This window comes from Tabrizicola sp. T74, assembly GCF_057219935.1.
The window spans coordinates 1,018,015-1,036,965 of record NZ_JBXVVT010000001.1; the positions used below are offsets into that span (position 1 = coordinate 1,018,015).

An 18,951-nucleotide genomic window follows, 5' to 3' on the forward strand; every position below is an offset into this window, starting at 1 on the left:
TTACCGGTAAACCTGACGCAAGATCAGGCGCGCCCGGGAAGGGAGGAAGTCTGCCATGCAACCGTCGTCCGACGGCCTGTTCTTCGACCGCATCGTCAAGTCCTTCGGCGGGACGAAGGCGCTGAAAGGCGTGTCGCTGAAGGTCGCACGCGGTGAGATCGTGGCGCTCCTCGGCGAAAACGGCGCGGGCAAGTCGACCCTCATCAAGACCCTCGGCGGCATCCACCGCCCCGACGAAGGCGGCGTGCTGATCGACGGCACTCCCTACACCCACGAGGCCGGAAAGTCCGGCGGCCAGAAGGTCGCCTTCATCCACCAGGACCTCGGCCTGATCGACTGGATGTCCGTCGCCGAAAACATCGCCCTCGCCCTCGGCTACGTCCGCAAGGGGGGCCGCATCGACTGGACCGCGACCGAGGCCCGCGCCGACGACGCCCTCAAACTGGTCAAGGCCGAATTCCCCGCCACTGCCCGCGTCTCAAGCCTGACCCGCACGCAGAAATCCCTCGTCGCCATCGCCCGCGCCCTTGCCGCCGACTGCGACTTCCTGGTCCTCGACGAGCCCACCGCCAGCCTCCCCGCCGACGAGGTCGAGCTTCTCTTCTCCGCCCTCCGCCCGCTGAAGCAGAAGGGCGTCGGCATGATCTACGTCTCCCATCGTCTGGACGAGATCTTCCGCATCGCCGACCGCGTCGCCGTCCTCCGCGACGGCCAGATGGTCGGCATGCGCCCCATCGACCACACCACGCCCGAGGAGCTCGTCTCCCTCATCGTCGGCCGCAAGGCGCGCGAAATCGCCCGGCCCCCGGTCCAGGACGGCCCCGCGATCCTGAACGTCCAAAGCCTGAAAACCCCCGCCGTCGGCCCCGTCAGCTTCCAGATCAAGCGAGGCGAACTCCTTGGGTTGGCAGGCCTCCGCGGCGCGGGCCACGAAGACATCGGGCGGGCGCTTTTCGGCGTCATCCCGCACGCTGGACGCGTCACCCTCGACGGCAAGGAACCGGACCTCCGCACCGCCCAGACCGCCATGCGCTCCGGCATCGGCCTTGTCGCCCGCGACCGCGTCGGTGAAAGCGTCGCCCCCGGTATGGCCATCCGCGAGAACGCCTTCCTCAACCCCTCCGCCACCGGGCGCGGTCTCCTGTCGCTGATGTCGGCCGGCCGCGAGGAAGCCATGGCCCGCGCCATCGGCCAACGCGTCGGCCTGTCGCCCAACGACCCCACCCTTGCCATCGAGGCGCTGTCGGGCGGCAACCAGCAAAAGGTCGTCGTCGGCCGCTGGCTGGACAGTGGCCGCCGCCTTCTCGTCACCGAAGACCCGACCGCAGGCGTCGACGTGGGTGCCAAGGCCGAGATCTACCACCTCCTCTACCAGGCCCTCGCCTCCGGCATGGGGGTCCTCGTCGTCTCCACCGACTTCGAGGAGATCGCCAACATCTGCCACCGCGCCATCGTCTTTTCGCGCGGCCTGCCCGTCACTGAGCTGACCGGCGTCGAACTTTCCACCGAATCCCTGATCCAGGCCGCATCGGCCGGTGAAGCCGCCTAAAGGTCCCCCATGCCCGGTATCGAATCCAACGCCGTCGAGCCCACCAAGGACGAACTCCGCGGCCTCTCCTCGGGCGCAAAACTCGCCCGCCTCGCGCCGACCTACGGCCTTGTGATCCTGATGGTCGCGCTGATCCTGTTCTTCTCGGTCCTCCTGCCGAACACGTTCCCGACGCTCCTCAACCTCCGCTCCATCCTGTCGGACAAGGCGATCATCGCGCTTCTCTCCTTGGCCGCGATGATCCCGATGGTCGCGGGCCGCATCGACCTGACCGTGGGCTACGGCATCGTCCTCTGGCACATCCTCGCCATCTCGCTGCAGACGCTTTACGGCATTCCCTGGCCGGTCGCGGTCTGTATCGTCCTGATCCTCGGCATCATCGTCGGAGCCCTCAACGGCCTCCTCGTCGAAGTCGCCCGCATCGACAGCTTCATCGCCACGCTTGGCACCGGGACGATCCTCTACTCCATCGCCCTTTGGCACACCGGGGGTCGCCAGATGGTGGGTGAGCTTCCCACCGCCTTCTACGCGATCAATGGCACCTTCGTCTTCGGCCTGCCGATCACCGCCTTCTATGTCCTCGCGATCACCCTGATCCTCTGGGTCGTCCTCGATTACACCCCCATCGGCCGCTACCTCTACGCTATCGGCGCGAACCAGCGCGCGGCGGAGCTGAACGGCATCCCCACGCGAAAATTCGTGATCGGGGCCTTCGTGACCTCCGGCGCGCTGACCGCGCTGGCCGGTGTCCTCCTCGCCTCGAAACTGCGGATCGGGCAGGCGAGCGTCGGCCTCGAATTCCTGCTCCCAGCCCTTGTCGGGGCCTTCCTTGGCTCCACCACCATCAAGCCCGGCCGGGTCAACGTCTGGGGCACCATCGTCGGCGTGATGATCCTCGCCGTCGGCATCAGCGGAATCCAGCAGTTCGGCGGGTCGTTCTGGGTGGAGCCCCTGTTCAACGGCACCACGCTTCTCATCGCCATCGGCATCGCCGGCTACGCGCAACGCAAGAAAGGCGCGAAGTCGAAATAAAAACAGCATCTTACGGGAGGAAACCACATGCTGAAACGGACCCTGCTTCAAGCCCTTCTCGCGGGCACCGCCCTTGCCTTTTCGGGCGCTGCCTTCGCGCAGGACGCCTTCGACGGCCCGACCTCGGGCCCCAAGGCGGCTGAGGGCAAGACCATCGTCGTCCTCGCCGCCGACCTGAAGAACGGCGGCATCCTGGGCGTGACGACTGGCATCGAGGAAGCCGCCGCCAAGATCGGCTGGGAAGTGAAAGTCCTCGACGGCGCGGGCTCGGTGCAAAGCCGCTCTGCCGCCGTGGGGCAGGCGCTCGCGCTGAACCCCGCCGGGATCGTCATCAACGGCTTTGACGCCGCCGAACAGGCTGCCGCGCTGGAAGGCGTGACCGCCGCAGGCATCCCGATGGTCTCCTGGCACTCCGGCCCGAAGATCGGCTGCGACGCGCCGGGCGGCATCTTTGCCAACGTCTCCACCGACGCGATGACCGTGTCCGACGTGGCCGCGAAATGGGCCATCGACGATGCGGGCGGCAAGCCGGGCGTGGTGATCTTCACCGACTCGACCTACCAGATCGCCATCGACAAGGCCGACCGGATGAAGGCCGCGGTCGAGGCTGCGGGCGGCACCGTGCTCGAATACGTCGACACGCCCATCGCCGAAACCTCCACCCGGATGGGCCCGCTGACCACCACGCTGCTGCAGAAGTACGGCGCAAGCTGGACCCATTCGCTGGCGATCAACGACCTCTACTTTGACTTCATGGGCCCCTCGCTTGCCGCCGCTGGCATCCCCGGCGATGGCGCGCCCAAGGCCGGGTCCGCCGGGGACGGCTCCGAGGCCGCCTTCCAGCGCATCCGCAATGGCGAATACCAGGCCGTCACCGTGGCCGAACCGCTGAACCTGCAAGGCTGGCAGCTGGTCGACGAACTCAACCGCGCGATCCAGGGTGAGGCCTGCTCGGGCTACATCACCGCGCCCGCGCTGGTGACCAAGGAAGCCCTTGCCGGCACCGAGGGCAACGCCTTCGATCCGAACAACGGCTACCGTGAGGCCTACGCCGCGATCTGGGGCAAGTAAGCCCGTTTGACGGAAGGCGCTGGCGAGCCTCCCCACTCGCCAGCGCCGCTCAGGCCCGACCCGAGGCCCTCAAACCCCGGATCACCGACCGAGCAACTCTTTCCACCGGATCCTCCGTCTCGCGCAGGATCTGGACCCGGTCGAACCGGCCCGGGTCCTTCGCCACTGCCGCCCGTAGCGTAGCCCCGAAGGCCATCCGCAGCTCGGTCCCGATGTTAAACTTGGCAATCCGCGATCCCGCCGCCAGCAGCGCCCGCTGCTCCACCGGCACCCCCGACCCGCCGTGAATGACGAGAGCGACCTCCGTCACCGCCTCGATCCGCCGGATCAGCGCCACATCCAGCCCCTGACCCGCGCCCTGTTGCAGGTGCACGTTCCCCACCGACACCGCCAGCGCGTCCACCCCCGTCTCGCGCACGAACCGAGCCGCCTCCTCTGGGTCGGTCCCGGTCGAGGCCTTCCCCCCGGCATAGCCCACCACGCCCAGCTCTCCCTCGCAGGACGCTCCCGCCGCATGGGCCAGTGTCGCGACCTCCGCCGTCAGCGCGATGTTCTCCTCCAGCGCCAGTGCCGAGCCGTCGATCATCACCGAGGTAAACCCCTCGCCCAGGGCCACCCGGCAGTCCTCGACCGTCAGCCCATGGTCCAGATGCGCCACCACGGGCACCGAGGCCCCCTCGGCCAGCTCCCGGAACATCGCCCCCCAGATCCGCACCGGCATATGCGCCCGCGCCCCCGGGCCCGCCTGCAGGATGACCGGAGCCCGCTCGGCCTCCGCCGCCCGGACATAGGCCCGCGCGTCCTCCCAGCCCAGGCAGACCAGCCCCGGCACCGCATAGCCGCCCTTCAGCGCAGGCTGCAGAACCTCGGCCAGAGTGGCGATCATTTGAACTTGGCCACCATGTCCAGGATCCCCGGGATCGTGTGCACCTGCGCCGCATGGGTCGGCTGGAAATACTGCTTCAGGCTCCGCTGCGACTGCCCGCCCAGGATGGTGAAATAGTACATCTCATACCCCGGCAGCGCGCAGCAGGGGTGATAGCCCTTGTCGATCAGCACCGTCGACCGGTTCATGATGTGATAGGCATCCCCCGGCTCGTTATCCACCCGCTGCAGCATCTGCATGCCTGACCCATAATCCGGCCGGAAGCGGAAGTTGTAGCATTCGTCATGCCGCGTCTCATCCGGCAAGCGGTCGGTATCGTGCTTGTGGCTCGGAAAACCCGACCACCCCCCCGCGCCCACGGTGAACAGCTCGCTCACCAGCAGACGCCCCACCCGGTCGTGATACTTGGTCCCCAGGATATGCTTGATCTTGCGGTGAGTCTTCGTGTCGTCCGACCCATACTGCACCACGTCCAGATCGCGTGCCCGCACCGCAAAGGGTGACAGCGCCTCGCCATACTGCGCGCCCGCGATGAAACACTCCGTCGCCGTCCGCGCCGTGATCCGCACGCCGGTGCCGGATGGCACATAGACCCCCTCCGGCTCGCCATCCCAGACATCGACCCCCCGGTTGCCGATATCGGCAAAGACCTCGCCCGACACCTCCACCGTCACCGTCCCCGTCGCCGGGACCACGCAGGTCTCGTAGCCCGGAGTGCGATAGTCGAAATGCTCCCCCGCCTGCAGCCGCACGATGTTGAAATAGACCAGCGGCACCAGCGGATCGGCCATGTCGACGATGGCGCGGTTGCGGTTGTCATGCGGCGGAATGTGCATTCTTCAGGTCCCTTCGGGGATTGGGCCGGGATGTCCGGCCATGAAATCATCAAGCTCTGGTCCCGTTGGCATCGCCGGCGCACAGCCCACCCGCGCCACGACCATCGCCGCCGCAGCCGAGCCACGCAGGACGGCGTCGCGCACCGGCAGCCCAGCGGCCAGCCCCGCGATCATCGCGCCCAGGAAACTGTCGCCCGCCCCGGTCGGCTTCAGTGCCTTGGTCGGATAGACGCCTGTGGCGAACTCACTGTCCCGGGTGATGGTGACCGCCCCCTTCTCGCCCATCTTGTAGACGACGATCTGCGCCCCCTCGGCGATTAGGCTGCGCGCCTTGTCGAGCCCCCGGTCCACATGCCCAGCCATGAAACCGAACTCCACGTCATTGCCCACGACCACGTCGCAGATCGCCCCGGCGCGCGAATAGACCTCGGCCGCAACCGCCGCCGAAGGCCAGGAATAGGGCCGATAGTCGACATCGAAGATCAGCGGCAGCCCCGCCGCCCGCGCCAGGTCAAAGGCCCGGAATGCCGCAGACCGCGACGGCTCCGCCGCCAGCACCGTGCCCGTGGTGACCAGCGCCGAGAACGCCGCATAATCCACCGCCTTGACATCCGCATCCGTCATCGCGAAATCGGCGGCCCCGTTGCGATAGATCACCGACTGGCAGTTCTCCAAACGTGTTTCGACCACCGCCAGCGAATTGCGCGCCTCGCCGCCCTCCGCCCGCACATGGCTGCGGTCCACCCCATAGGCGTCCAGCTGCGCCAGGCAGAACCGACCCACCGCGTCGTCCGACACCCGCGTCACCAGCGCCGCACGGCAGCCCTGCCGCACCAAAGCCACCGCGATATTGGCCGACGATCCGCCCAGATGGGCCGCGAACCGCGTCGCCACCTCCATCCGCGTGCCCGGGGGGTCGGCATAGAGGTCCATCCCGGCGCGGCCAAGCACCAGAAAATTCCGATCCCGCAACCGCGCAAGCTCTGCCATGCTGCCCCTCACCGACGGCGCGCCACCGGACCCCAAGCGGGGACTTGCGCGCCTTCGGAAGTCAGGATACAGATTTTGCAACCGGTTGCAATATGTGCTTCGGGGAGGGGCGCGATGGCAGAGATCGGGATCGGGCTGGTCGGTGGTGGCTATATGGGCAAGGCGCATGCCGTGGCCCTGTCCGCTGTCGGCGCGGTGTTCGACACCCCCCTCCGCCCCCGGCTTGAAGTCATCGCCGCGACCAGCCCCGACAGCGCCGAACGCTACCGCAAGGCCTATGGCTTCGCCCGCGCCACCGCCGACTGGCGCGACCTTGTCGCCGACCCCAAGGTGCAGGCCGTGGTCATCGCCTCGCCCCAATCCACCCACCGCGCGATTGCCGAGGCCGCCTTCGCTGCCGGCAAGCCCGTCTTCTGCGAAAAGCCACTCGGCGCCTCGCTGGAAGACGCCAAGGCGATGGTGGCTGCCGCCGAAGCCTCGGGTCTGCCGAACATGATCGGCTTCAACTACGTCCGCGCCCCCGCAACCCAGTTCGTCCGGCAACTGCTGGCCGAAGGCGCCATCGGCGACGTCACCTGGTTCCGGGGTGAACATACCGAGGATTTCCTGGCCGACCCCAGCCTTCCCTCCACCTGGCGCACCAAGGACAGGGCAAACGGCTGCATGGGCGACCTTGCCCCGCATCCGATCAACTGCATGCTGGCGCTGATGGGTCCGGTGGCCGAACTGAACGCCCGGATCGAGACCATCCACGCCACCCGTCCCGGCCCAACGGGACCCGAGGCGGTGACGAACGACGACCACGCGCAACTGATGCTGCGCTTTGCCTCGGGTGTGATGGGCCACCTCTACATCAGCCGCACGGCGACAGGCCGGAAGATGGGCTATGCCTATGAAATCCACGGCACCAAGGGCGGCATCCGCTTTGACCAGGAAGACCAGAACTCAGTCTGGCTGTACCGGGCCGAGGGGCCCGAGGCGACGCGCGGCTACACCCGCATCCTGACCGGTCCGGCGCATCCGGATTACCTGCCCTTCTGCCAGGGCCCCGGCCACGGCACCGGCTATCAGGACCAGATCATCATCGAGGCCAAGGATTTCCTGACCGCGATCCACACCGGCCAGCCGGTCTGGCCCACCTTCCGCGACGGGCTTGCCGTCTGGCAGCTGGTCGACACCGCCTTCCAGTCGTCCGACAGCCGCCAATGGCTGACCGTTCCCCGCACATGAGGACCCAATGACCATCCGCATCGGCAATGCGCCCTGTTCCTGGGGCGTCGAATTCGCAGGCGACCCGCGCAATCCGCCCTGGCGGCAGGTCCTGAAGGACTGCGCCGATGCGGGCTATACCGGGATCGAGCTTGGCCCCATCGGCTACATGCCCGAAGACCCCGCGATCCTGTTCGACGCTCTGGAAGAAAACGGCCTCGACCTCATCGGCGGCGTCGTCTTCCGCCCGTTCCACGACCCCGCCGCCTGGGACGACGTCCGCGACGCCGCCTGGCGCACCTGCCGCGCGCTGACCGCCCACGGCGCGCAGCACCTGGTGCTGATCGACTCCATCTCCCCCCGCCGTGCGCCCACTGCGGGCCGCGCCGATGCCGCCGAACAGATGGACAAGGCCGAATGGACCGCCTTCCGCGACCGCATCGCGACCATCGCCCGCCTCGGGACCGAGGAATTCGGCCTGACCGTCGGCATCCACGCCCATGCGGCCGGTTTCATCGACTTCGAACCGGAACTTGAACGGCTCCTCGACGAGGTCGACGAGAAGATCCTGAAGATCTGCTTCGACACCGGCCACCACTCCTATGCCGGTTTCGACCCGGTGGCCTTCATGCGCCGCCACATCGGCCGCATCTCCTACATGCACTTCAAGGACATCGACCCCGTCGTGAAGGCCGACGTCATCGCCAAAAGCACCGGCTTCTACGACGCCTGCGGCCAGGGCATCTTCTGCAACCTCGGCACCGGCGACGTCGACTTCCCGGCCGTCCGCCAGATCCTGCTTGACGCTGGGTATCAAGGCTGGTGCACCGTCGAGCAGGACTGCGACCCCACCCTGGACGTCAGCCCCATCGACGACGCGCGCAAGAACCGCGCTTACCTTTCCTCCATCGGCTTCTGAGGCTCATCATGGCAAAACTGAACTGGGGCATGATCGGCGGCGGCGAAGGCAGCCAGATCGGCCCGGCCCACCGGCTGGGGGCGCTCGCCGACGGGCATTTCGCGATGGTCGCGGGGGCTCTGGACCACCGGCCCGACGTCGGGCGCGAATATGCGCAGCGTCTGGGCGTTGCCGCCGACCGCGCCTATGGCGATTGGGAAGAGATGCTGGCGGGTGAACGCAACCGGGCGGACCGCTGTGACCTGGTGACCGTGGCGACCCCGAATGCGACGCATTTCCAGATCACCAAGGCTTTCCTGGAGGCCGGGTTCCACGTCCTGTGCGAAAAGCCGATGACCGTGACGGTCGAGGAAGGCGAGGAGATCGTGAAGATCGCCCAGAAGACCGGGCGCATCTGCGCGGTGAACTACTGCTACTCCGCCTACCCGATGATCCGCCAGGCCCGCGCCATGGTCCGCAACGGCGACATCGGCCGCGTCCGCCTTGTCGTCACCAACTTCAGCCACGGCCACCACGGCGACGCGACTGACGCCGACAACCCCCGCGTCCGCTGGCGCTATGACCCGGCCATGGCCGGCGTCTCCGGCCAGTTCGCCGACTGCGGCATCCACGCGCTCCACATGGCCAGCTTCATCTGCGACGACGAGGTCGAAAAGCTCTCCGCCGACTTCGCCTCCACGATCGCCTCGCGCCAGCTGGAAGACGACGCAATGGTCAACTTCCGCATGGCCAAAGGCACCGTCGGGCGCCTCTGGACGTCCTCGGTCGCCATCGGGCGGCAGCACGGCTTCGACATCCAGGTCTTCGGCGAAACCGGCGGCCTGCGCTGGCATTCCGAACAGCCGAACCAGCTGATCTACACGCCCGTCGGCGGCCGCACCCAGATCATGGAAAAGGGTGAGGGCGGGCTCTACGACGACGCCAAGCGCCTTAGCCGCGTCGCCATCGCGCACCCCGAGGGCTTCCCGCTGGCCGTCGCCAACATCTACTGCGACCTCGCCGACGCGATCCGGGGCGAAGCCCGCGACGGCCTCCCGCGCGCCGCCGCCGGGGTGCGCTCCATGGCGGCCGTCCACGCTGCTGTCGCCTCGGCCAAGGCGGGTGGCACCTGGGTCGACGCCCGCCCGCCGGTGTTCCGCTGACCCTCCTCGTTCGACTTCGTCTCCTCCTCGGTGACCCCAGCGAGGAGTGACGAAGTCATCGACGAGCGGGCCCTAATGTCCCCCGCTCCACCACCTCGCAAGGAAACAGCCGCACCTCCGGCCTCCGGTCAGGGCTTTGGATCGTCGCCACCACCACCGCGATCGCCGCCGCAATGATCGCCGCCACCGGCTGGCGGATCGTCGTCAGCCCGATCATCTGCCAGCGCGCCATTTCCATGTCGTTCAGCCCGATCAGCCCGATGTCACCCGGCACCGACAGCCCCGCCTCGCGGATCGCGCTTAACGCCCCCACCGCCAGCAGGTCGTCGCCACAGAAATAGGCCTCGGCCCGCGGACCCTGCAGCAGCCGCTGCATCTCGGCCCGGCCCGCGTCGAACGTATAGGCTTCGGCATAGCTGACGCTCACATCGACGCCCGCCCTACCTTCCAGCGCCCCCAGGAACCCCGCCGCCCGGTCCTGGGTCGAGCTTGCCGCCTTCGGCCCGCCCAGAAACCCCACCCGGCCATAGCCCCGGGCCAGCAGCGCCTCTGCCGCCATCCGCCCGCAGGCCACGTTGTCGATCCCCACCACCGACACATCTGGCGCCTTGGAGGGACGGCCAAACGCATGCACCACCGGCAAACCCGCCCCCTTGAACGCCTCGGCAAAGCTCGGCGGCAGGGTGGATGAGGCGACGATCACCCCATCCACCGAATACTGCCGCAGCATCCGCACCGTCGCCGCCGGATCGGTCGCCTCGGTCAGGTTCACCAGCAACGGCCGCAGCCCCCGGTCCTGCAGGCCGCGGGTGAACAGGTCGAACACCTCCAGGATCAGCGGGTTCTGGAAGTTGTTCACCACCAGCCCAATCATCTTGGTCCGCCCCGTGGTCAGGCTCGATGCCAGCGCGTTCGGCGCATAGCCCAGCTCTGCCGCCGCCTGTTCCACCTTGGCCCGCGTCTTGGCCGACACCGAGGCGCCATCGGTAAAGGTGCGCGACACGGCCGACCGCGACACCCCGGCCCGTTCCGCCACCTCTTTCAGCGTCACCGCCATGCCAGCACCCTCACCACATTCCGACAACTATACATGCGGGTTGCGCCGTGGGAACCGCCCTCCCGCCATTGGCCCGTCCCGTACGGCCTGCTATCACCGGCCTGTTCTGACCATGGCGATCCGATGCTCACCCTCCGCCAAACCGTCCTGATCGTCGCCCTCCTGAACCTCGGTTATTTCGGGGTCGAGTTCGTGGCTGCCCTCAAGGCCAGTTCGGTCTCGCTCCTGGCCGACAGCGCCGACTTCCTGGAAGACGCTGCCGTCAACATCCTGATCTTCTTTGCGCTGGCCTGGACCGCCACCCGCCGCGCCGCCGTGGGCAAGGTGCTGGCCGCGCTGCTTCTGGTCCCGGCAGTCGCCTTCCTCTGGACACTCGTTGCCAAGCTGATGGACCCGACCCTACCGGTGGCCGAAGCGCTTACCCTTGTCGGCCTCGGCGCGCTGGCGGTGAACCTGACCGCCGCCCTCCTTCTTGCCCGGCACCGCAAGGCCGAAGGGTCCCTGACAAAGGCCGCCTTCCTCTCTGCCCGCAACGACGCCTTGGCGAACATCGGCATCATCGCCGCCGGTCTAGTCACCGCCAGCTATCCCTCGATCTGGCCCGACATCCTCGTCGGCCTCGTCATCGCCGCGATGAACCTCGATGCCGCGCATGAGGTCTGGGAAGCCGCCCACGAAGAAGGCAACGCATCTCCCCGCTGACTCCCGGAAATCTCATAATTTCCGGACCGGAGCCTTCAAAGGCTCCGTCACGATTTCTTTGAAGAAATCGTCCCTTTGCAGCCGTCCCGCCCACGGCTATGACGGCGCGACAGCGATCCGGGGACGACGATGGACCATTTCCTCTACAAGAACGGCACCCTCCACGCCGAGGATGTGGCGATCCCCGACATCGCCGCCGCCGTCGGCACCCCGTTCTACGTCTATTCCACCGCCACTCTGACCCGGCACTATCGCCTGTTCACCGAGGCGCTTAGCCCGCTCCCCCATCTCGTCTGCTTCGCGATCAAGTCCCTGTCGAACGTCGCCGTCCTGAAGACGCTCGGCAACCTCGGCGCGGGGATGGACGTGGTCTCGGGCGGCGAATACCTGCGGGCCAAGGCCGCTGGCGTCCCGGGCGACCGCATCGTCTTCTCCGGCGTCGGCAAGACGCGCGACGAAATGCGCCTCGCCCTGACCGGCGGCATCCGGCAGTTCAACGTGGAATCGGAACCCGAAATGCGCGCCTTGTCCGAGGTCGCGACCAGCCTCGGCGTCACCGCGCCGATCACCGTGCGCGTCAATCCCGACGTGGACGCCCGGACCCACGAAAAGATCGCGACGGGGAAAAAGGAAAACAAGTTCGGCATCCCCATCGCCCGCGCCTCCGAGGTCTATGCCGAAGCCGCCCGCCTTCCCGGCCTGCAGGTCATCGGCATCGACGTCCACATCGGCAGTCAGCTGACCGAACTGGAACCCTTCGAACAGGCCTATCTCAAGGTCGCCGACCTGACCCGCCGCTTGCGGTCGGAGGGCCATACCATCACCCGCCTCGACCTCGGCGGCGGGCTGGGCATCCCCTACACCCGCTCGAACGAAGCACCGCCGCTCCCCACCGACTATGGCGCGCTCATCAAGCGCACGGTGGGCGACCTGGGGTGTGAGATCGAGATCGAACCCGGCCGCCTCATCTCCGGCAATGCAGGCATCCTTGTCGCGCAAGTCATCTACGTGAAGAACGGCGAGGGCCGCGATTTCCTGATCCTCGACGCCGCGATGAACGACCTCGTCCGCCCCTCGATGTACGGCGCGCACCACGACATTATCCCCGTGGCCGAACCCCCCGTCGCCAGCCCGACGCAGGAATTCGACGTCGTCGGCCCGGTTTGCGAAACCGGCGACACCTTCGCCAAGGGACGCGACCTGCCGCTGGTGGCCGAGGGTGACCTCGTCGCCTTCCGCAGCGCCGGGGCTTACGGCGCGGTCATGGCATCGGAATACAATACTCGGCCGCTGATCCCCGAGGTGCTAGTGAACGGGGATCACTTCGCTGTCATCCGGGCACGACCAAGCTTTGACGAAATCCTCAACCGCGATACCATTCCCCCGTGGCTGTGACGCGTCGTCCGGTCCCAGGCAGGTGACATGACCGGACCCAAGGCCCAACCCCCGCTGAAATCGCTCGTCTGGCCGATGCGCCTGACGCTGGCGGGGCTTTGGGCGGAACGGCTCGCCCGGGCCTTCTGGCCCTTGTGGTCCCTCACCCTCGTTACCCTCGCTGCCCTCGCCTTCGGCATCCAGGACCTCGGCCCGCTCCACTACGCGCAAGGGGCCGGAGCCGTCATCGCCCTCGCCGCCTTGGCCCTCCTCGTCTGGGGCATCCGCCGTTTCCGCAAACCCACCGCGATGGACGCGCTGGACCGGCTGGACAGTACCATGCCCGGCCGCCCCATCGCCGCGCTCCGCGACACCCAGGCCATCGGCACGGGCGACCCCGCTTCCCTCGCCGTCTGGCGCGCGCACCAAGACCGTATGGCCCAACGCGCCGCCGGGGCCCGCCCCGTCCAGCCCGACCTCCGCCTCTCCTCCCGCGACCGCTTCTCGCTCCGCTATGTCGCGCTCACCGCCTTCGTCATGGCCGCCCTCTTCGGCTCGTTCTGGCGCGCGGGCTCTGTCGCCGGCCTCACCCCCGGCGCGGCCCTCGCCACCCCCGCCGGGCCAAGCTGGGAGGCCTGGGCCCAGCCCCCCGCCTATACCGGCAAACCCTCGCTCTACCTCAACGACATCACCGACCCCGCGCTGGAGGTTCCCACCGGCACCCGCCTGCAGATCCGTCTCTACGGGCCGGAAGGCGGCCTGACCGTCACCCAGACCGTCGCCGACATCCCCCCGCCGCCTGCCCCCGAACCCGGCACCGAGGCCACCCCCGCCGCCGCCGTCCCGACCGCCTCCCAGGGCGTCCACGACCTGACCATCACCCGCTCGGGCGAGCTGTCCATCACCGGCCCCGGCGGCCGCGAATGGCAGATCACCGCGATCCCCGATCAGGCCCCCACCATCGAAGTCATCGGCGAGATGGTGCGCGAGGCCGACGGCCGCTTCAAACAGGACTTCAAGGCCGCCGACGACTACGGCGTCACCGCCGGCCGCGTCACCATCAGCCTCGATCTCGCCAAGGTCGACCGCCGCCATGGCCTGACCGTCGACCCCGAAACCATCGAGCCCGTCACCCTTGACCTGCCGATGCCGCGCAAGGGCAGCCGGACGGAGCTTACCTCCACCCTCATCGACGACCTGTCGAAACACGTCTTCGCCAACCTGCCCGTGACCATGGTCTTCGCCGCCGTAGACGCGGGCGGCAACGAAGGCACCTCTGCCCCCTATGCCGTCACGCTGCATGGCAAGCGCTTCTTCGACCCGCTCGCCAATGCCATCATCGAGATGCGCCGCGACATCCTGTGGAACCGCGTCAACGCCCCCCGCGCTGTCGAATTGTTGAAGGCCGTCACCAACCGCCCCGAGGGCTTCATCCGTCACGACCGCGCCTTCCTGCACCTGCGCGTCCTGATGCGCGACCTGGAGGCGAAAGAGGCCGCGCTGACCACCGAAGACCGCGACGCCATCGCCGAAAAGCTGTGGAAGATCGCGCTGATGGTCGAGGAAGGGAACCTCCAGTCCGCCCTGGAACGCCTGCAGCGCGCCCAGGACCGCCTGCAGGAAGCCATCGAAAACGGCGCCTCGCCGGAAGAAATCGACCAGCTGATGAAGGAAATGCAGCAGGCGCTGAACGAATACATGCGCGAACTGGCCGAGGAATCGCAGCGCAACCCGGGCGACCAGCAGCAGCAGCAGATGATGCAGGGCCAGATGATGTCCGGCGACCAGCTGCAGGAAATGCTCGACAAGCTGCAAGAGCTGATGGAGCAGGGCAAGACGGCTGAGGCCGCCGAGCTGATGGAACAGCTGCGCCAGATGATGGAAAACATGCAGGTGGTGCAGGGCCAGGGTCAGGGCCAAGGCCAGGATGGCCCGATGGGCGAGCTGGGCGAAACCCTGCGCGACCAGCAGGAACTGTCCGATGACGCCTTCCGCGACCTGCAGGGCGTGCCGCGCAACGGCGAACAGCAGGGCCAGGGCCAGGAACCCGGACAGGACCAGGGGCAGGGCCAGGAACCTGGCCAGGACGGGCAGGGCCAGGGCCAGGACCCGCAGCAGGGCGAAGGGCAGGGCGGCAATGACGACCGCAGCCTGACCGAACGCCAGCGCGAATTGCGCGAACGGCTGGACCAGCTGCAGCAGGGCCAGCTGCCGGGCGACGGCACCGAACAGGGCGAAGAGGGCCGCCGCAACCTCGACCGCGCCGGTCGCGCCATGGAAGAGGCCGAGGACGCGCTGCGCGACGGTGATCTCGACGGCGCGCTCGACCGCCAGGCCGAGGCGATGGAAGCGCTCCGCGACGGCATGCGCCAGTTCAGCGAGGCGATGGCCGACGAACAGCGCGAAAACCGCGACGCTCAGGGCGGTGACCGCGAATTCGGGTCCGCCGATCCGCAAGGCACCGACCCGCTGGGCCGCCGCCCGGGCGAAACTGCGCGAATCGGCTCGGACGAGAACATGGTGCAGAACGACCCCGACCAGCGCGCGCAAGAGCTTCTGGACGAAATCCGCCGCCGGTCCGGTGAACCCGCCCGCCCGTCCGAGGAACTGGACTACCTCAAGCGCCTCCTCCAGATGTTCTGATCCCGCGTGTCTATCGCACTGGTTGCGCGGGTCCGGAATCCTGACCGGCCCCGCGCCGGATCACGCAAACTTGCCCTTGCCAGCAAAGCTGCAGCGCGGCATTGCTGACGTGTATTGCGATCATGAATTCTCCTTAGAACCGTTTTGCAGACAAAGTTTGGTCAACAATCGGAACTAGTCATTCAAATTGGGCGTTTCCGCCCGGCAAGTCGTTGCGGGTAGCAAAAAATGGAATTCGGCAAGCTTCAGGCGACAGCCGTCGTTCGCAAGAACTCGATTGCTTTCGTCGAACAGCTGTTCGCGCTTTACGCCGCGCGGCGTCCCCTGGTTCTGGTCTCCGGCCCAGCGCAGGCCGACCAGCTTCCTGGCATCGACATCGACCGCTGCATCGACCCGGGCGACCAGACCGGCTGGCTGACCGCACAGCACCCCGTCATCATGGACGACCTGCCTGCCCAGGTCAGCTACACCTCGGGCACCGAAGGGCTGCCCAAGGGCATTCTCCTGACCTACCGCAACCTCGGCTACACGACGGAACGCATCATCGAGGTGATGCAGATGACGTCCGAAATCCGCGAATATGTGGGCGTTCCGGCCACCTTCAGCTTTGGCATGGCCCGGTTCCGCGCGGTCAGCGCCGTGGGCGGGCTCGCCTACATGCCGCCGCGCGGCTTCGATCCCCTGGAACTGGCGCGCATGCTGACCTCGGGCGAGGTCAACGCACTTTCCGCCGTGCCGACGCTTCTGCGCATCCTCCTGGCCGATCCCGCCATCATCGGTGCGGCAGGCAAGGCGCTCCGCTGGCTAGAGATCGGCTCGCAGGCGATGACCGCCGACGAAAAGCGCCGCATCCGGGCGATGTTCCCGAATGCACGCATTGTCCAGCACTATGGCCTGACCGAAGCCTCACGCTCGACCTTCCTGGTGATTTCCGAGGCCACCGATGCCCAGCTGGAGTCTGTGGGCCATGCCGTTGGCCAGGGTGAAATCGCGCTTTCTGCCGATGGCCGCATCCGCATCCGAGGGCCCCAGGTCGCCCGCTCGCGCATCGACGCAGCCGGTCTGCATGACCTGACCGACGATGACGGCTGGCTGCAGACCAACGACCTTGGCCATTTCAAGGATGGCCACCTCTATTTCGACGGCCGCGCCGATGACCTCATCAACTGCGGCGGCCAGAAGATCGTCCCCGACCAGCTGGAAGACCGCATCCGCGCCCGCCAGCCCTCAGGCCCGCAGATCGCTGTCGCCAAGGTCCCCGATCCCCAGCGCGGCGACGGGGTCCTGGTGGCCTTCGTCGGCGCGCCCGACCAGTTGCCCAAGGTGAAGGAAGCCGCCACCGCCGCCCTGGCCGAGATGGGCATCTCCGCCGGGTCCTCGCTGCATGTGATGGCCCTCGACGCCCTGCCCGTGACCGGTACCGGCAAGGTCCAGCGCCGCCTCCTCTCCGACCAGTTCTCCCGCCGCAAGGTCAGCACCTCCGCGCCTGCTGCCGTGGACAAGGGCGACATCACCGACGTCCGCGCGCTCTTCCGGCACGAATTCGCCGGCCAGACCATCTCGCCCGATGACAGCTTCTACTCCCTCGGCGGCGACTCGCTCCACTACATCGCCTTCTCGCTCGCTTACGAATCCCGCTTCGGCCAGCTGCCCGACGACTGGGAGAAGCTCACCGTCGCCCAGCTGCAGGCCCATGCCGACGCCCGCAACACCTCCTCCTGGCGCCGCCTCGAAACCGCGACCCTGACCCGCGCCTTCTTCATGGTCTGCATCGTCGCGCTCCACACCGAGGCCTTCGTCTACTCCACCAACTGGGGCGCCGCCTACTTCCTCGTCATGCTCGCCGGCTATTCCGTCGCCCGCTTCCAGCTGCCCGAGATCCTCCGCTCCGGCAGCGTCAAGACCCTCTGGGGCACCATCCGCTATGTCGCGATCCCCACGATCCTGATGGGCGTCTTCCTCGAACTCGTCACCCGCAAGTTCGAACTGCCGGAACTCCTTCTCGTCTCGAACTACTTCGACCCCCACACGATCACCGGCTACACCTTCTACTTCGTCGAGTTCTACATCCAGATCCTCATCCTCGCCGCCCTCTTCTTCTCCTTCGCCCCCGTCCGCCGCGCCTTTGCCGCGCGTCCCATGCTCAGCGCCGTCGGCTTCTTCCTCGCCACCGCCGCGCTGGACTACGTGATCGAGCTCTACTGGACCGGCGACTACAACTACGACCGCACCCCCTGGCACTACGGCTGGTGCTTCGCGCTTGGCATGGTCCTCGCCCAGGCCCGCGACCTGCCCTCCCGCCTCTTCGCCCTCGCCCTCTCCCTCGTCACCATCTTCGCCTACTGGCACTTCACCTCCGCCGCCTTCTACGTCGCCGGCGGCTGCGCGGTCGTGCTCTTCATCCGCTCCTTCACCGTCCCCGCCCCGGTCAAGGTCATCGTCGCCGAGATCGCCGGCGCCTCGATGTTCATGTACCTGACGCACTACCAGATGATCTCGCTCGTCGACAAAGTCTTCGGCGAGCATCACCCCTGGCTCGCGCTCCTCCTGTCGATCCTCGTCGGCATCGCCGGCGCCCACCTTTATGCCTGGGCCGAGAAGATCGTCCTCAAACCCCGCGCCAAGGCGGTCCCGGCCGAATAACCGCGCGCCCCCCTCACCCCGCCTTAACCGCGCTGCGCTTCCCTCCTCTCAAAGGAGCGCACGCCCATGTCCCCCCTCCAGCACTTGCCCATCGCGGAAATCGCCCCCCACGCCCTCCTCCGCGACCGTACCGCGCTTGACCCCGCCGCCCTGCAACTCCTCCAGCACTCCATCGCCACGGAAGGCCTCCGCACCCCCATCGAGGTCTGGCAGCTCTCCACCCCCCGCGACGGGCACGTGTACGGCCTCATCTCCGGTCTCCGCCGCCTCACCGCCTGCCGCGCCCTGGGCCACACCACCATCCCCGCCTTCCTCCGCGCCCCCCAGACCATCGCCCAGGCCCTCGCCCAGATGGTGACCGAGAATGAGATCCGCGAACCCGTCACCCCATGGGAGAAGGCCACTCTCATCCTCAACGCCATCCATGAGGGCCACTTCGACACCCCCGACACCGCCATCGCCGCCCTCTTCCCCAGCACTCCCCGCACCACCCGCACCCGCATCCGCAACCATGTGAGCGTGGTCGAAGCCCTCGCCCCCCTCCTCACCGACCCCACCAGCCTCACCACCCGCCAACTCGACACCCTCGCCGCCGCGCTCCAGTCCGGGCACGAGGACCTCCTCACCGCCACCCTCCACCCCGTCATCGGCCAGGGGGCTGAGACGCAATGGTCCACCCTCCGCCCCGTCCTTCAGGATGTGCTGCGAGAGCCCACCAACCCCACCACCCGCCGCCCCCGGAGGCTGTTGAAGCTCCGCCAGGGCCTGACGATCACGCGGGAGGCCTGCCCCGGCGGCTACACCCTGCGCTTCACCGGAGCGCAGGCGAAGTCCGGCCTGATCGACGACGTGCTGGACAAGGTGGAAGAGTTGTTCGGGAGAGAGTGAATCCTCTGCC

General features: G+C 67.6%; 15 protein-coding genes. 11 read left to right on the forward strand and 4 right to left on the reverse strand.

Annotation, left to right across the window (positions count from 1 at the left end):
• The first annotated feature begins 55 nt into the window (after positions 1-55).
• Genes AC2EAL_RS05355 through AC2EAL_RS05365 form a run of 3 tightly spaced genes read left to right on the forward strand, consistent with a single transcriptional unit; the run spans position 56 to position 3,652 of the window.
• A complete protein-coding gene (locus tag AC2EAL_RS05355) occupies positions 56-1,549 on the forward strand; it encodes a sugar ABC transporter ATP-binding protein (RefSeq protein ID WP_484723132.1) in 1,494 nt (497 codons plus the stop codon).
• 9 nt (positions 1,550-1,558) lie between these two features.
• Positions 1,559-2,581, forward strand: a complete 1,023-nt coding sequence (locus AC2EAL_RS05360) for an ABC transporter permease (RefSeq protein WP_484723133.1) — start codon at positions 1,559-1,561, stop codon at positions 2,579-2,581.
• A 27-nt stretch (positions 2,582-2,608) separates the two neighbouring features.
• Positions 2,609-3,652: a substrate-binding domain-containing protein gene (locus AC2EAL_RS05365; RefSeq protein WP_484723134.1), complete on the forward strand. Its 1,044-nt coding sequence runs from the start codon at positions 2,609-2,611 to the stop codon at positions 3,650-3,652.
• A gap of 49 nt (positions 3,653-3,701) precedes the next feature.
• On the opposite strand, the gene AC2EAL_RS05370 is transcribed toward AC2EAL_RS05365, so the two are convergent.
• The 3 genes from AC2EAL_RS05370 to iolC are packed head-to-tail and all read right to left on the reverse strand — an operon-like array spanning position 3,702 to position 6,364.
• Positions 3,702-4,538 carry a class II fructose-bisphosphate aldolase gene (locus AC2EAL_RS05370; RefSeq protein ID WP_484723135.1) on the reverse strand — a complete coding sequence of 279 codons (837 nt, stop codon included), beginning with the start codon at positions 4,536-4,538 and terminating at the stop codon, positions 3,702-3,704.
• A complete protein-coding gene (locus tag AC2EAL_RS05375) occupies positions 4,535-5,374 on the reverse strand; it encodes a 5-deoxy-glucuronate isomerase (RefSeq protein ID WP_484723136.1) in 840 nt (279 codons plus the stop codon). The genes AC2EAL_RS05370 and AC2EAL_RS05375 overlap by 4 nt, the downstream gene beginning before the upstream one ends.
• Positions 5,375-5,377: 3 nt before the next feature.
• Complete coding sequence (iolC, locus tag AC2EAL_RS05380; RefSeq protein ID WP_484723137.1) at positions 5,378-6,364, reverse strand: 5-dehydro-2-deoxygluconokinase; 987 nt, start codon at positions 6,362-6,364, stop codon at positions 5,378-5,380.
• Between the two features lie 114 nt (positions 6,365-6,478).
• Between iolC and AC2EAL_RS05385 the strand changes: the two genes are divergently transcribed.
• The 3 genes from AC2EAL_RS05385 to AC2EAL_RS05395 are packed head-to-tail and all read left to right on the forward strand — an operon-like array spanning position 6,479 to position 9,634.
• Positions 6,479-7,594, forward strand: coding sequence for a Gfo/Idh/MocA family protein (locus AC2EAL_RS05385; RefSeq protein WP_484723138.1), 1,116 nt, complete (start codon positions 6,479-6,481; stop codon positions 7,592-7,594).
• Positions 7,595-7,601: 7 nt separating this feature from the next.
• A complete protein-coding gene (locus tag AC2EAL_RS05390; protein WP_484723139.1) occupies positions 7,602-8,492 on the forward strand; it encodes a TIM barrel protein in 891 nt (296 codons plus the stop codon).
• Positions 8,493-8,500: 8 nt separating this feature from the next.
• A complete protein-coding gene (locus AC2EAL_RS05395; RefSeq protein WP_484723140.1) occupies positions 8,501-9,634 on the forward strand; it encodes a Gfo/Idh/MocA family protein in 1,134 nt (377 codons plus the stop codon).
• Between the two features lie 55 nt (positions 9,635-9,689).
• Here the strand turns inward: AC2EAL_RS05395 and AC2EAL_RS05400 are convergent, their stop codons facing one another.
• Complete coding sequence (locus AC2EAL_RS05400) at positions 9,690-10,691, reverse strand: LacI family DNA-binding transcriptional regulator (RefSeq protein ID WP_484723141.1); 1,002 nt, start codon at positions 10,689-10,691, stop codon at positions 9,690-9,692.
• 123 nt (positions 10,692-10,814) lie between these two features.
• Between AC2EAL_RS05400 and AC2EAL_RS05405 the strand changes: the two genes are divergently transcribed.
• The 5 genes from AC2EAL_RS05405 to AC2EAL_RS05425 all read left to right on the forward strand — a co-directional run bounded on the left by AC2EAL_RS05405 (position 10,815) and on the right by AC2EAL_RS05425 (position 18,941).
• On the forward strand, positions 10,815-11,393 hold the full coding sequence (locus AC2EAL_RS05405; protein ID WP_484723142.1) for a cation efflux transmembrane domain-containing protein: 579 nt from the start codon (positions 10,815-10,817) through the stop codon (positions 11,391-11,393).
• 129 nt (positions 11,394-11,522) lie between these two features.
• Positions 11,523-12,788: a diaminopimelate decarboxylase gene (gene lysA, locus AC2EAL_RS05410; RefSeq protein WP_484723143.1), complete on the forward strand. Its 1,266-nt coding sequence runs from the start codon at positions 11,523-11,525 to the stop codon at positions 12,786-12,788.
• 27 nt (positions 12,789-12,815) lie between these two features.
• Positions 12,816-15,410, forward strand: coding sequence for a TIGR02302 family protein (locus AC2EAL_RS05415; protein WP_484723144.1), 2,595 nt, complete (start codon positions 12,816-12,818; stop codon positions 15,408-15,410).
• A 228-nt stretch (positions 15,411-15,638) separates the two neighbouring features.
• A complete protein-coding gene (locus AC2EAL_RS05420) occupies positions 15,639-18,053 on the forward strand; it encodes an AMP-binding protein (protein WP_484723145.1) in 2,415 nt (804 codons plus the stop codon).
• Between the two features lie 66 nt (positions 18,054-18,119).
• On the forward strand, positions 18,120-18,941 hold the full coding sequence (locus tag AC2EAL_RS05425; protein WP_484723146.1) for a ParB/RepB/Spo0J family partition protein: 822 nt from the start codon (positions 18,120-18,122) through the stop codon (positions 18,939-18,941).
• The last annotated feature ends 10 nt before the right edge of the window (positions 18,942-18,951 follow it).

Excerpts from the sequence above, each read along its gene's own strand:
- AC2EAL_RS05375 (WP_484723136.1), bottom strand. The coding sequence starts at position 5,374 with ATGCACATTCCGCCGCATGACAACCGCAACCGCGCCATCGTCGACATG.
- AC2EAL_RS05365 (WP_484723134.1), top strand. The coding sequence starts at position 2,609 with ATGCTGAAACGGACCCTGCTTCAAGCCCTTCTCGCGGGCACCGCCCTT.
- AC2EAL_RS05355 (WP_484723132.1), top strand. The coding sequence starts at position 56 with ATGCAACCGTCGTCCGACGGCCTGTTCTTCGACCGCATCGTCAAGTCC.
- AC2EAL_RS05360 (WP_484723133.1), top strand. The coding sequence starts at position 1,559 with ATGCCCGGTATCGAATCCAACGCCGTCGAGCCCACCAAGGACGAACTC.
- AC2EAL_RS05415 (WP_484723144.1), top strand. The coding sequence starts at position 12,816 with ATGACCGGACCCAAGGCCCAACCCCCGCTGAAATCGCTCGTCTGGCCG.
- AC2EAL_RS05390 (WP_484723139.1), top strand. The coding sequence starts at position 7,602 with ATGACCATCCGCATCGGCAATGCGCCCTGTTCCTGGGGCGTCGAATTC.
- AC2EAL_RS05385 (WP_484723138.1), top strand. The coding sequence starts at position 6,479 with ATGGCAGAGATCGGGATCGGGCTGGTCGGTGGTGGCTATATGGGCAAG.
- AC2EAL_RS05405 (WP_484723142.1), top strand. The coding sequence starts at position 10,815 with ATGCTCACCCTCCGCCAAACCGTCCTGATCGTCGCCCTCCTGAACCTC.
- AC2EAL_RS05420 (WP_484723145.1), top strand. The coding sequence starts at position 15,639 with ATGGAATTCGGCAAGCTTCAGGCGACAGCCGTCGTTCGCAAGAACTCG.
- AC2EAL_RS05395 (WP_484723140.1), top strand. The coding sequence starts at position 8,501 with ATGGCAAAACTGAACTGGGGCATGATCGGCGGCGGCGAAGGCAGCCAG.
- AC2EAL_RS05370 (WP_484723135.1), bottom strand. The coding sequence starts at position 4,538 with ATGATCGCCACTCTGGCCGAGGTTCTGCAGCCTGCGCTGAAGGGCGGC.
- AC2EAL_RS05425 (WP_484723146.1), top strand. The coding sequence starts at position 18,120 with ATGTCCCCCCTCCAGCACTTGCCCATCGCGGAAATCGCCCCCCACGCC.
- iolC (WP_484723137.1), bottom strand. The coding sequence starts at position 6,364 with ATGGCAGAGCTTGCGCGGTTGCGGGATCGGAATTTTCTGGTGCTTGGC.
- AC2EAL_RS05400 (WP_484723141.1), bottom strand. The coding sequence starts at position 10,691 with ATGGCGGTGACGCTGAAAGAGGTGGCGGAACGGGCCGGGGTGTCGCGG.
- lysA (WP_484723143.1), top strand. The coding sequence starts at position 11,523 with ATGGACCATTTCCTCTACAAGAACGGCACCCTCCACGCCGAGGATGTG.